At 57.0% G+C, this 12,533-nt stretch carries 14 protein-coding genes; 5 read left to right on the top strand and 9 right to left on the bottom strand.

Annotated elements, in window-relative coordinates:
* Window positions 1-4: 4 nt before the first annotated feature.
* Window positions 5-838: a carbonic anhydrase gene (locus tag IQ254_RS08930; protein WP_193965825.1), complete on the bottom strand. Its 834-nt coding sequence runs from the start codon at window positions 836-838 to the stop codon at window positions 5-7.
* 226 nt (window positions 839-1,064) lie between these two features.
* Here IQ254_RS08930 and IQ254_RS08925 point away from each other — a divergent pair, with 226 nt between their 5' ends.
* The 3 genes from IQ254_RS08925 (at window position 1,065) to IQ254_RS08915 (ending at window position 4,821) form a co-directional block, all read left to right on the top strand.
* Window positions 1,065-1,484: a peptide chain release factor 1 gene (locus IQ254_RS08925; RefSeq protein WP_193965824.1), complete on the top strand. Its 420-nt coding sequence runs from the start codon at window positions 1,065-1,067 to the stop codon at window positions 1,482-1,484.
* 67 nt (window positions 1,485-1,551) lie between these two features.
* Window positions 1,552-2,472 carry a hypothetical protein gene (locus IQ254_RS08920; RefSeq protein WP_193965823.1) on the top strand — a complete coding sequence of 307 codons (921 nt, stop codon included), beginning with the start codon at window positions 1,552-1,554 and terminating at the stop codon, window positions 2,470-2,472.
* 252 nt (window positions 2,473-2,724) lie between these two features.
* Window positions 2,725-4,821 carry an FAD-dependent oxidoreductase gene (locus IQ254_RS08915; RefSeq protein ID WP_193965822.1) on the top strand — a complete coding sequence of 699 codons (2,097 nt, stop codon included), beginning with the start codon at window positions 2,725-2,727 and terminating at the stop codon, window positions 4,819-4,821.
* A 508-nt stretch (window positions 4,822-5,329) separates the two neighbouring features.
* Here IQ254_RS08915 and IQ254_RS08910 read toward each other — a convergent pair.
* From IQ254_RS08910 to IQ254_RS08880, 7 genes are all read right to left on the bottom strand, one after another.
* Window positions 5,330-5,626, bottom strand: coding sequence for an RNA-binding protein (locus IQ254_RS08910; protein ID WP_193965821.1), 297 nt, complete (start codon window positions 5,624-5,626; stop codon window positions 5,330-5,332).
* A gap of 164 nt (window positions 5,627-5,790) precedes the next feature.
* A complete protein-coding gene (locus IQ254_RS08905) occupies window positions 5,791-6,024 on the bottom strand; it encodes a Calvin cycle protein CP12 (protein WP_193965820.1) in 234 nt (77 codons plus the stop codon).
* A gap of 51 nt (window positions 6,025-6,075) precedes the next feature.
* Window positions 6,076-6,702 (bottom strand): ribonuclease D, encoded by a 627-nt coding sequence (locus IQ254_RS08900; protein WP_193965819.1) that lies wholly within the window; start codon window positions 6,700-6,702, stop codon window positions 6,076-6,078.
* Between the two features lies 1 nt (window position 6,703).
* Window positions 6,704-7,948: a tryptophan synthase subunit beta gene (trpB, locus tag IQ254_RS08895; protein WP_193965818.1), complete on the bottom strand. Its 1,245-nt coding sequence runs from the start codon at window positions 7,946-7,948 to the stop codon at window positions 6,704-6,706.
* Between the two features lie 61 nt (window positions 7,949-8,009).
* The gene (locus tag IQ254_RS08890; RefSeq protein ID WP_193965817.1) at window positions 8,010-8,531 is read right to left on the bottom strand and encodes a gamma-glutamylcyclotransferase; all 522 of its coding nucleotides are present in this window, start codon (window positions 8,529-8,531) and stop codon (window positions 8,010-8,012) included.
* 277 nt (window positions 8,532-8,808) lie between these two features.
* Window positions 8,809-9,441 (bottom strand): TraX family protein, encoded by a 633-nt coding sequence (locus IQ254_RS08885; protein WP_228040395.1) that lies wholly within the window; start codon window positions 9,439-9,441, stop codon window positions 8,809-8,811.
* A 76-nt stretch (window positions 9,442-9,517) separates the two neighbouring features.
* Window positions 9,518-10,252 (bottom strand): PHP domain-containing protein, encoded by a 735-nt coding sequence (locus tag IQ254_RS08880; RefSeq protein ID WP_193965816.1) that lies wholly within the window; start codon window positions 10,250-10,252, stop codon window positions 9,518-9,520.
* Window positions 10,253-10,563: 311 nt separating this feature from the next.
* Between IQ254_RS08880 and IQ254_RS08875 the strand changes: the two genes are divergently transcribed.
* Together IQ254_RS08875 and IQ254_RS08870 are read left to right on the top strand one after the other, a co-directional pair.
* Window positions 10,564-11,199: a hypothetical protein gene (locus IQ254_RS08875; RefSeq protein ID WP_193965815.1), complete on the top strand. Its 636-nt coding sequence runs from the start codon at window positions 10,564-10,566 to the stop codon at window positions 11,197-11,199.
* An 85-nt stretch (window positions 11,200-11,284) separates the two neighbouring features.
* Window positions 11,285-11,839 (top strand): pentapeptide repeat-containing protein, encoded by a 555-nt coding sequence (locus IQ254_RS08870; protein ID WP_193965814.1) that lies wholly within the window; start codon window positions 11,285-11,287, stop codon window positions 11,837-11,839.
* Here IQ254_RS08870 and IQ254_RS08865 read toward each other — a convergent pair.
* Window positions 11,836-12,456 (bottom strand): precorrin-8X methylmutase, encoded by a 621-nt coding sequence (locus IQ254_RS08865; protein WP_193965813.1) that lies wholly within the window; start codon window positions 12,454-12,456, stop codon window positions 11,836-11,838. The two genes, IQ254_RS08870 and IQ254_RS08865, sit on opposite strands and share 4 nt — an antisense overlap.
* Between the last annotated feature and the right edge of the window lie 77 nt (window positions 12,457-12,533).

The raw sequence follows: 12,533 nt of genomic DNA, 5'->3' as shown, positions 1-12,533 counted from the left end.
GGCCCTATACCCCAGCGCCCCGGTAAATGCGCGCCGCCTGCTCCGGGCTAAGGCGGCTGGCCCCCGGCCAGTGGGGCTGCATCGGCTCAGAAAACTTTTTAGAAAACCCTGGTAAGGCCACCGATGGAGCCCCAGCACCAGACTGCGCTCTATCGTTCAACGCTTGGGATAGTCCACCGGGCTTGAGCACCTTAGAGGCTCCCCCGTCGGCGTGAATTTTGCTGTGGGGCGGCACGAACGACTTAGACTCGTCGTCATAGGCCAACAGCTGAGCGGTTTCGAGCTGGTAGATCCAGCCGTGAATGTCAACGGTGCCCGCATGCAGCTTCGATCGCACGGAGGGGTAGGTTTGCAGGTTATCGATCTGGGTGAGCACGTTCTGAGCGACCAGCAGGTCGAGCTTATCTTTCTTCTCGAGCTGGCTGTAGTGGTCCTCGACCAGCTTGCGGGTGGCCTCGGTGTGGTGTAGCCAGTGGTAGACCAGGGGCATTTTGTCTTCTAGCTCACCCAGCTGCAACAGCCCTTTCATGGCCCCGCACTGGGTATGGCCGCAGACAATCACCTGGCCAATATCCAGCGCCTCCATGGCGTACTCAATGGTGGCCCCTTCGCCGCCGTTGGTGGCCTCGTAGGGGGGAATGATATTGCCCGCATTGCGAATGACAAACAGGTCGCCAATCTCGGACTGAGTGATGATGGTAGGGTCAACCCGCGAGTCAGAGCAGCCGATAAAGAGTACCCGAGGGCTTTGCCCCTTGGCCAGCTGCTTGATCAGTTCCTGGCGGTCGGGAATGTAGTTTTCCTGAAAGTCACGCAGGCCACGCAGCAGCTTTTCCATGGGGTAACCCAACCAGTAGAACGAACCAGGAACAGACCACTGCCTGCTCCCGCCTCTACTGTTATCCCATATCTAAGGCAATGACACCGCAAAGATTTACTGATCGGAGCAATTACCGTTGCTTGTGAGGGGTGTGACAGCGTAGGCTCAGCCTCAAACTGGCCCCAATGCCTTACCACATTCCACTTTCGGCGTAATAATAGGCATAACGCTACGACCTAGGGCAATGCGGAATCCTTTTTGGCGGCTCAAGTCGCTACCTTGGGCAATTTTGCTTCAGGTGGCGCTGTTGGCGGTGGCGATCGCCACCGCCGCCGACCTACTCTTAACCCAGGGCTTAGCGCTGCTGATAGCCAACGTGGGTAGTGGCCTGTTGCCCCTAGTGCAACTGCTGTTTATGGCCCTACCCATTGCCGCTGGGTTCGCCGTTGGAGCACTGGCGCTAACCATCTTAGAACGCTGGTTTACCACTGTTTACCTCGACACCGGAGTGCTCTGGGCCCTAGTGCCCTGTCTGGCGTTGGTGCTGTTTGCTAAGGGGTTTTTACCGATTCCAACAGGAGTCTTAACCCTGTCTTACCCGCTGGTTGTGGGTGTGCTGTTGGGCATTTTTGTGGTGGGCAAACGCCACTGGCGACGCTGGTAACCGCAAAATCAGCCGGGGCAGGTTAGACAACTCCAGTTAATAGATTTACTGAGTAATAACACAGGTCATGAAACGTATTTTAAATAGTCTTCTGGTCGTTGGTGTCTTAGCTTTGGGGCTGCCTGCCCTAGCCGAAACCTCGCGGCTTGACATTGATGTCGATACCGAGGCATTTACTGACCAGACGATTGAGCAGGGACCGATTCGGGTTGTCGCCAGCTATGCCCCCCTCGACTACCAGGCTGACGATGGCGGTAACAACCTCACCCTAGAGCTTTACTACAACGACGACCTCAAGCTCTTGGCCACCGACACGGCTGCCATGTTTGCAGGCATTGAGCTAGTCGATCTCGATGGCAACGGCATGCCCGAGGTTGTGGTCGAAACCTTTACCGGCGGAGCCCACTGCTGCCTGGCGACAACAACCTACACCTGGCAAGACCAGCAGTTTAACCCCATCTACTTTGGCTATCTCGACGGCGGCGGCGGTGAGTTCAAAGACCTCAACGGTGACGGGCTGATGGAGTTTGTCACCCTCGACAATGCCTTTTTCTATAGCTTTAGCTCCTATGCTGGGTCGTACCCGCCCAGCGTCATTCTCACCTACGAAAATGGCGAGTACCGCGACACGACGTCCGAGTTCACCAACTATTTGCAAGACATCGCCTCTGGCATGCGCTTCACAATAGAAGACCCAGAGTTTGCTGGCCGCGGCGACAACAATGGCGTGCTAGCGGGCTACGTAGCCCAGAAAGTTCGCCTGGGGGAGTACCGGGAGGCCTGGCAATATATGCTGGCCCACTACGATCGCACCGACGACTGGGGCTTGCAAACCTACAGCGATGAGGGTGAAATATCTGAGGCCTACCCCGACTTCCCGACTGCGCTCTATGGGTTTCTTAAGGAACTGGGCTATCTCGACGCCAACGGTAGGCCCCAGCCCCAGGTTGACCGCTCTCCGGTAGTAGAAGCACGAGAATCTTTTTAATTTTTCTAATCGAGTGCTCGTAGACTGCCTCTATAGCCAGGCGAAGTCGAGGGAGAGACCTACACCTGTGGCGTCCTCACCCTACCCGAAAATTATGACCAGCCTGGCGGTCGGCAAGTTGAGATCACCGACATCGTCTTACAAAGCGATAGCCTGTCGCCTCAACCGAATCCGGTCTTTGCGCTGCACGGCGTCAGAGATAATTGATCATGTCTTTTGCCAAAGGTAAATCCCCCATTGAGGAGAGGTTGAATGAGCCGCTTTTGCTCCCTGGTAACACTGCCTGTGCTGACTGCGGTGGTACTCACGAGTCTATCCCCGCTGTCGGTAAGCCGTACGATGGCGCAGGAGCAGCCTGCCGCGATCGCCCAGAGTATCCCTACCATTGATGGGGTCGTCGATTGCGAAATTATGATCGTGGGCGGCGGCCTGGCGGGTACGGCGACGGCCTACGAGAGCCTACTGGCCGGTCGTACCGTTTGTATGACCGATATCACCGACTGGGTGGGTGGGCAGATTTCATCCCAGGGCACCAGCGCGTTGGATGAATATCCCAAACAGCGATCGCAGCTGTTTTACGCTCGGGGGTATTTGGAACTGCGCGATCGCATCCAAGCCCGCTATGGCGAACTCAACCCGGGCCAATGCTGGGTTAGCCTGTCCTGTTTTATGCCCAACGACATCAACGAGATTCTGGTGGATATGCTGGCCGATGCCGAACGGGAGGGCGGCGGCCAGTTGAAGTGGTTTCCCAACACCGTGGTTAAAGACTTGAGCCTGAATGACGCAGGCAATCAGATCGATAGTTTAGTGGCGATTCAGCACAGCCCCGCACCGGGCACCGCACCCCTCAATACCGATCGCCTCTCGAAAATTATCGCAGACGCCTACACCTATAACGACTCCAGTCGGCTGACTAAAACCGTGATTCGGTTCGTGCCGGTGGCCCAGCGAGATGAGGGAGACGCCGAAAGCGCGCCGGTCGATTGGTACGTGGTCGAAGCCACCGAAACGGGTGAAATCATTGCCCTGGCCGATGTGCCCTACCAGCTGGGGCTTGACCCTCGGACCTACCTCAACCCCTCGTCTCCGGTGGCCACCCGCGACCCCTACTGCACCCAGGCCTTTACCTACACCTTCGCCATGGAGCATACGGAGGAAGCGCAAACCTACGAGGTGCCTGAGTTTTACAAAACCTACGAACCGTTCTACAGCTGGAATCAACGAGACTATCTCAACACTCCAGAGGAGTATTTCAACTTTGTCTTTACCTACCGCCGCATCTGGAGCGCCAACCCCGATACCGAACGGCGGGGTCACTCCGACGAACCCTGGATGTCACCGGGCGATATCTCAATGCAAAACTGGGGTCGTGGCAACGACTATGGCCCCGGCACTAGCCGCGACAACTTTATTCTCACCCGCCAGCAGCTCGAAGCAACCGGTCAATTTGCTCCTGACGGCTGGATGGGGGGCCTGCGCACCGAAGCCCTGCGCAAGGGGGAAGAAATCGCCCTGGGCTATTTCTACTGGCTGGTCTTGGGGGATACCAATGCCGTTATGGACGACAGGCTTAAAGCGCCAGACCCCCACCATCGCTACCTACAAGGACTCGACTCGCCCATGGGGACGGGCCACGGCCTATCAAAATATCCCTACATTCGCGAAAGTCGGCGCATTATTGGGCGACCCTTGTCGGGGTACAGAAGCGGGTTTGTGGTCAATGAAGTTGATATTTCCTGGAAAGATTTTGCGGCTGACCCCTACTACCAGCAGGCCTTAGACTCCGAAAACTATCTGCGCCTGCGCCGCGAACTGGCGGGGCTGGGGGCGACCGCGGCCCTGCTGGAGGAAACCGCCGCCACGGATATTCCTGCCCGTCAGCGCGCTCGCATCTTCCCCGACTCGATCGGCATTTCTCAATACACCATCGACTTTCATCCCTGCATGGCCAAGTCCCCGGTGGAGGCCCCCGGCAATGTCGAGCGTTCGGGGGTACGACAGGCTCACGGGCCATCCTATCCGGGGCAGATCCCGCTGCGATCGCTGATTCCTCAAAATATCGACAATCTAATTGTCAGCGGCAAAAGTATTGCGGGCAGCTACATTGTGGCCGCCTCCTATCGGGTGCATGCTTTTGAATGGGCTGTGGGGTCAGGGGCCGCCCAGACCCTTGACTTTGCTCTAAGAACTGGGGTGATGCCCTACGAACTGGTAGATGATTTACCCAACCGCGAACCGCTGCTGGAAACATTGCAGCAGGAGATTGAGGCCAGGGGCACGCCAATTATGTTTGAGCAAACCTCGATCTTGAACTCCGACTGGGATGACTGGAATCCTGGGTGGTAGCGCCCTGGGAAGACGTCTGGTTGAGCGACCCCACCATCGTTGACGCCAACTGTCGTAGCCTAGAACCGCTGCCGTTGAGAGCTGGCAGGGCTAGGTTATATAGCCTTATACGAAATCCGATTTGGAAAACCCCGATTCACAATTAGGAACCCCGTAGGGGCATAGCATGCTATGCCCCTAGCAATCGGGGGTATGTAACCAGGATTTGGTATTATTCATGTTGCTTAAGTACAGTCCAAAGGGAACAGGGAGTAGGTGACAGGGAACAGAGTGTACTTGTTTCACTTGCACAACGCTATATAGCCAGCGCCAAATCGGTTACAACAGCTTGGATAGCCCTCTGGAGCGATGGCTAATAGACAAAAACGGGTAGGCGGTTAAACCTACCCGGCTCCTAAACCGATGGCTGATATCCAGTCCGGCCAATTAACCTCAGAACGTTAGGTCGCTAACGCTGGCCCACCCTGACTCCATCTCGATATGAATGAAAGGCAGAGTGCTGCCGATGCTAGAAGCCCGTGCGACGGTAGTTGCCACCGTTGCCGCCACCGCTACGAGAATCGTCGCGGGGACGAGCCTTATTGACCCGCATTTCACGACCCATCCACTCGGCCCCGTCAAGGGATTTGATGATGGTGTCTTCTTGGGTATCAGCGGCCATATCCACAAAGGCAAAGCCGCGAGGGCGCCCGGTTTCGCGATCGGTGGGCAGGCTGACCCGCTTCACGTCGCCGTATTCAGCAAACACCCGTTCTAGATCTTCGCGGGTGACATCGTAGGACAAGTTACCAACATAGAGTGACATAGAATTGTCTCCTTACTGTACAAATGTGCGAGTAAACGGAGACAAAGCTGTATCGAAAATCAAAATGAAATGAAACAAGCGAAATCTACCGAAAACTGACCTTAACTAGTTTAACACCGAGCTTTGCCAGTGAGCGCTGTTTTAGGGCGATCGCCAGATGTTTCTTAAGTGTCGTACATTAACCCTTCGGGAGCGTCGGGGTTATCTTCTAGGTATTGGTCAAAGCCAGTTTTTTTGGGCTTTTGGTGCTGGTGTGAGACCTCGGCGCGCATTTCTTCGACAACATCCCAAGCCGCGGCCGCTTCGGGAGAAGTGGCGCCCTTTTCAGCCGTGATCTGGTGGGCATAGTCGATCGCCTTTTGCAGCTCGTCTTGAAAGTCTTTGCTGTCAACGCTCATGGTCGTTCTCCTTCAATCACTTGTCACAACGGTGGGGTCGGGTGCTCAGGCCTAGTGCTCAAACACCCCAGCATACTGGAGCAGGTCGAGGGCAACGAAGGTGGGCAAACAGCTAAAACAATCCTGCGCTAAACCCAAGCGACCCTCCCGTTTTAGCATGGCGGTGAGGGTGTGGTGAATACTGTGCAGGTAGCGCACGTCGTTAGCGGCGTAGCGGAGCTGTTCTTCGGAGAGCTGCATGGCATTGCCCCAGTCGGAGCTTTGGGCTGTTTTGTCGAGCTCGATGCCCTCTAGCTCTCTGACCAACTCCTTAAGCCCGTGGCGGGGGCTGTAGGTGCGGATGAGTTTACTGGCAATTTTGGTGCAGAACACCGGGGCCACGGCAATGCCCAAGTTATGTTTCAACGTCGCGAGGTCAAAGCGGGCAAAGTGAAACAGCTTGAGACTATCTGGCGCTTCAAGCAGCGTTTTCAGCAAGGGGGCGTCGGTTTGCCCCAGCTCAACGCGAACTACGGCCACATGGCCATCGGGGTCGCCCAACTGTACTAGGCACAGGCGATCGCGCTGGGGCAGCAGGCCCATGGTCTCGGTGTCGCAGGCGATCGCGCTGGCCTGTTGATAGCGGGCTAGCAGCTCGGGGGTGAGGTCGCGATCGCAAATTTCAAAACCGTCGGCCATACTACTCCAGTCCCCCCAGTGCCTTAGCCACGGTATTCACATCTTTATCGCCCCGGCCTGAGGAATTGATCACCAGCCGGGGGTTGCCCGTGAGCTGAGGACACAGGGTCTCTAGGTAAGCAAAGGCATGGGCCGTCTCCAGGGCGGGGATAATACCCTCCAGGCGCGACACCCGCTGAAAGGCATCCAGCGCCTCCTGGTCGGTAACGCTGTAGTACTCGGCCCGGCCTGCATCCTTCAAAAAGCTGTGCTCGGGGCCAACGCCGGGGTAGTCTAACCCGGCACTAATGGAGTGGGCCTCAATCACCTGACCGTCGGTATCTTGGAGCAGGTAGCTCATCGCGCCGTGGAGTACGCCAACGCGCCCGGCGGTGAGCGTTGCCGCATGCTTGCCGCTAGCTACGCCACTGCCCGCGGCCTCAATGCCGATCATCCGCACCGTCGGCTCATTGACAAACTCGTGGAACAAACCCATGGCGTTGGAGCCGCCGCCGACGCAGGCCATCAAAATATCGGGCAGACCACTAAATTTCTCGGCACACTGGGCCCGGGTTTCGACCCCAATCACAGCATGGAAGTCGCGCACCATCATCGGGTAGGGGTGCGGCCCCGCCACTGAACCGAGAATGTAGTGGGTGTTTTCTACGTTGGTGACCCAGTCGCGAATCGCCTCGGAGGTGGCGTCTTTGAGGGTACCGGTGCCCGCCGTCACCCCTCGCACCTCAGCCCCCATCAGCCGCATGCGAAACACATTGAGCGACTGGCGCTCCATATCTTGCACACCCATGTAGATGACGCACTGTAAACCAAAGCGGGCACATACCGTAGCCGTGGCCACCCCATGCTGCCCGGCCCCGGTTTCGGCGATGATGCGCTGTTTGCCCATGCGCTTGGCCAGCAGCACCTGCCCCAGGGCATTGTTGATTTTGTGCGCGCCAGTGTGGTTGAGATCCTCGCGCTTGAGGTAAATGTCGGGGCCATTGCCATCGGGGCGACGGTAGTGGGCGGTCAGCCGCTCCGCAAAATAAAGTGGGGTAGCTCGGCCCACATAATCTTTGAGCAGCCCGTCGAGTTCGGCCTTAAAGTCGGCCTCGTCGCGATACTGATAAAATGCCTTCTCTAGCTCAAATAGAGCAGGCATCAGGGTTTCGGGCACGTACTTGCCGCCAAACTGACCAAAGCGGCCCAGGGTATCGGGGCGAGGAACGTTGACAGTGGAGCGAGGCGAGAGGGGCGTCTGGGTCACGGGGTTGGCTGGGGTGAAGGTCAGAAGTAGCCCCTATTATAGGGAATGCTCTGACCCGGCGCTAGGCAGTGCGCCGCAGCGGCGACCCATCGGCCTGCCGTCGCTGCAACGAGTGAATATGGTGAAATAGCTCCCAACAGTATTGTTCGGGTAGGCCGCAGGTGGCCGCGCCGCGCATGACCACGCTGGAGTACCACTCATTGGGGGCAATTTCTTGGTGGGTTTTGCTGATTACCGAATAAGTGCGGGTATTGTCGTAGGTCTGACCATTGCAGGTGACGGCCACCGTTTCGTGGCAGTAGCCCTCTTCACGCAGGTCCAGGGCGGGGCTGAGCCGCCAGGGCAAATGGTAGAGCACTCCCTGCACGGTGGAACCGGGGTCAGCCACCACGTCGAGCACGCCGCAGTTGCGCAGTCGCGATCGCCGAAAGAATCCCAGCCGATAGCCCGCCAGGGTAGCGGGGCCAACCACGTAGGCGTGGGTATTTTCGCCCAGCGATCGCTTGAGGTCAACCGGGCACATGCAAGAGCCGTAGGCAAAATAGTAAAAATGATCGTTAGAGCTAGAGGCAAAGGCAACCATGGCGCTAGAGCAGCAGAAGGGTTAAACAGCGATGCCGCAGACGTCACCCGACTCGGGGCCACCCCGGCATTCACAATGGTTTTACCAGCGTAGTTGCGACCGATAAAAAAAGGATCAAAGTCGCTCAGGTTTTGCTACAGCTTTAATCTCCGGTTTTCCGGTCGGAGTAATGTGGATTATAGCTTTTTTCCCTCTTATACCAAGTCCAGCTCGGGATCTAGAGTTTTGCCACTGGCGAAACTCCACTGCTGGACTTGGATTTGGTTTAGCGAGATACTCAAGGCACGATCAGGTGCTGAGCCAGCCACAATAACGCCAGATGCCCAGGATAAAAGCCGTAGAACCAGCGGGCCTGGGGGCCTCGCTGGCCATTGGTGAGCCAAAATAGCAGTGGTACTGCGATCGCAGGCAGCTGAAACAACCCCGCCAACCTCGTCCAGATCAGGTGAAACCCTCCCCAGGCCAGCCCCAGGGGCAGGCTGCGGTGAATATAGCGAATCAACACAATCAGACCTACGCCGTAGCTGCCATAGCTCAGGTCTAGCAAGTGAGACAGCAGCCCCCCGCATAGCCAAATTGGCACCTGAAGCCTCGAAAAATTGCGGGCTAGCCGCAAACACACCAGGCCCAACAGCAGCTGAAACAAGATGTTGAGCTGTGCAATGCCGAAGGTGAGTTGATAGAACGGCTGAGATACCACCCCCAATACCGCCAGTCTGAGACCGTAGCGCCAGACATCGCGAGTGTGCGCTTCTCCCTGCACCAGCAGCCAGACAAATAGCGGAAAGCTCATGCGCCCAATGATACGAAAGCCCATCGCGCCAGGAAAGAACACCGCACCAATGTGGTCAACCAGCATGGTTGCCGCCGCCAACAGCTTGATGTGGTAGCCAGTCAATATCCTGGGCAAGGCTCAACCCCACGCTAGGGTGGGGGCGCAATGGGAAAGGCACCCAGCGGAGCGAGAGTCAGGGCTGATTTAAGGACTATAGCCGTCGCAGCAAGCTGGCACCATGGGTGTCGGTACCGCAGGTGGTCAGCAATCTGTGGTCTCGAGCCAGCTGCTCTACTGTAGGCGTGTGACGGGGGCAAGGAGCCCAGTCTTCGGGATTGGCGTAGGCGTAGTAGGTTTCGACACCGTCAATGCCGAGGGCTGCCGCCGCGGGAATGAGGGTATTGGCCGAGACCCGGTAGCGGGCCGGGTGGGCTAGCACGGCGATGCCGCCAGCCGCCTGAATCGCCGGAATCACAGCCGTCGCCAGTTTGTCCTCGCCTCGAGGCGCATAGCCTCTCAGATAGGGCTCCATCGCATCGTGGCTAGGGGAGAAACCGTAGCCTAAAAGGTGCACCTCGGTGTCAGCCAAAATGGCGGTAACTTCTACCCCGGTAAAGAGACGCGGGGCGGCACTACCGCCCTTGCCCCGACGGCGGAGGGATGTGGGGTTGCGCCATTGCCAATCTTCAAGCCAGGCCTTGGCCTGACGATAGCCCTTAACGGTGTGGTGGTCGGTAATGGCAAAGGCCTGTAGGCCAATATCAACGACCTGCTCCATCAGGGCTGAGGGCACAAGCTTGCCATCGGAGCAAGCCGTATGCATGTGAAAGTTATAGGTATGAGGGCAGCTGGTTGCATCTAGACCAGTAAAAATTTTCCTCAGCGCTTCGGCATCCCCGGTGCAGGGACGCTGGCTAATGGAGCTGAGACTGGGAGTGGCAACCATGAATCTTGAGATAGAGTTCTGTGCTTTGTTAAATGTTCTTTATTAAATATATAGCTTTCATCGGTTTACTGAATGAAAATCTGTGCATCAGCGACTAACAGGGCTACAAGGAAAGGCTTACTGAGGTCATAATCTGCCCCGATCTGGGGTGTTTAGACTGACCAAATAATCACAGTCTGAGTACCCAAAACGTCTTCACCACGCGCTTACTGACTCATTTACCCTATCGAAAACGATCGCAATAAAGTGTTCGTCGCTCACCAATTGTCGAGATCCTGTGGGAAGATTTTGCCTAGTGCAAGGGCTGGCCTATGGACTGCGATCGCGTTGACTTCGCCTTTTCATATTCTCAGAATGCTCTCCACCAGGCTAAACATTGGCAGATTGCCCCGTCGCCGGAGACCGATCTAAATCGGCGAGCCATCCAGTATCTTGGTGTGCTGCGCGACCTGGCCGTGCAGCCCAGTTGGATTACCCTCACCCATGTTGCCGACCCCCCAGGGGCGCTCTTAACTGACCTAGGGCAGCACATTCATCGGCTTAACCAGCGGCTAGATGCCATCCTCAATGACCTGCTCGCCTGCTTTGAGACCAGCCAACGACCCAGGGTAGAGATTTTGGCGGCCCCGCTAGATCCTACAATCGGCATCGATGGTTTCTGCAATCATCGGGTCACACCAACTATTTTGATGGTTGACCCCAGCCGAATCTTGCCGGCCGATTGGCCCGCCCTGGTGGCCCATGAACTGGCCCACGGGGTAGCCGGGTCTAGCGGCCACGACGATAAATTTAGCCGGGCGATCGCCTACCTGTGTCTGGCTCAAGATCTGCCGCTGCCCGTCGCCACCGCCACGGCAGAGTCGCTACGCTACTGGCCACCCTGTCGTCGGCACCCCCAACCGGAGCTATTTTGGCGGCACCAATTGCCCCAGCCAGACTGGCTCTAGTCGGCTGGGTTTCACTATTCGGCCTACCCCATTGAATGGGAGAATAGCCAAGACTAACCTTCTCAAGACAGGATCTTTGCAGACTATGAAACGTCTCTTGGCTATGCTGGTGATCGCCCTGCTGATGTGGAACCTGGGCCTTGCTCCCGCTGCTGCTGCGATTCCCGACGATGTGCAAAAACTGCTCGATACCAATGAGTGCCCCGTGTGCATTCTCAACGACGCCTATCTCAACCATGCCGACCTGCACAGCGCCAACCTCAAGATTGCGGTACTCACCGGGGCCGACTTGACCGGGGCCGACCTGAGTGGAGCCAATCTGGTACTCTCCGATATGACCAACATCAACCTGAGCGGAGCCACCCTGACCGATGCCCAAATGAATGGCGCGTATCTGATCCGGGCTAATCTCACCGGGGCCGACCTGAGCAATGTCGAGATGACCCAGGCCAACCTGGAAGACGCCGACCTCACTGACGCCAACCTGAGCGGAGCAATTATGCTCAGCGTGACCCTGGGCGCCGCCAATCTCAGCGGAGCCAACCTCAAGGGGGCCAATCTGCGCGGCGTAAACCGCAGCATGGTGAGGTTCTGCAACACCACCATGCCCGACGGAGCGATTGAAAATCGCGACTGTTAGGGCTTCTCTTTACCGTAGGCCTGCCACGATAAATCGACCAGACCATTGACAATGGCCGCCGCCACTACAGCGCTACCCTTGCGGCCATTGATGCGTACGTGGGGCACCAGGGTATCTTGCAGCCGCTCTTTAATCATCGCCGTGTCGATGAAGCCAGCCGGAGTCGCCACTACCAGCGCCGGCCGCACCTTATCGGCGTCGATCAGATCTACCAAGGTAGCCAGCGCCGTTTCAGAAGAGCCGATCACAAAGATGCCTTCGGGGTAGCGTTGGGCCAGGGTTTCTATCCCCCAGGCCGCCTGGCTTTTGCCCTTCTGGGGCCGAGTCAGGGCATCCATGCTGCAGTAGACCGGGTTAGCAAAGGTGTTTTGAATGACTGGCGTAATGCCCACCTGCACCATAGGCATATCTACAATAATGGTGGTGCGAGCCGCCAGAGCCGCCGCCCCCGACTGTAGGGCTTGGTCAGAAAAATAGATATGGTCTTTAAACTCGAAGTCGGCGGTGGCATAGATGACCCGACGCACAATTTCGTACTCCGAAGGCGAAAAGCTGTGATCGCTAATTTCGGAATCAATTACGCGTAGGCTCTCGGCATCGGTTACATGCCATTCCATAGAGATAGGAAATGTGGAGGTTAGATTGCTGGGCTAAGTGTAGCCAGGTCTGGGGTGCAGCGCAATGGGTAGAGAGA

The organism is Nodosilinea sp. LEGE 07088, from assembly GCF_015207395.1.
Lineage (GTDB): Bacteria > Cyanobacteriota > Cyanobacteriia > Phormidesmidales > Phormidesmidaceae > Nodosilinea.
Note: the sequence above shows the minus strand (reverse complement) of the source record. Positions and strands in the feature narration are given on the sequence as shown.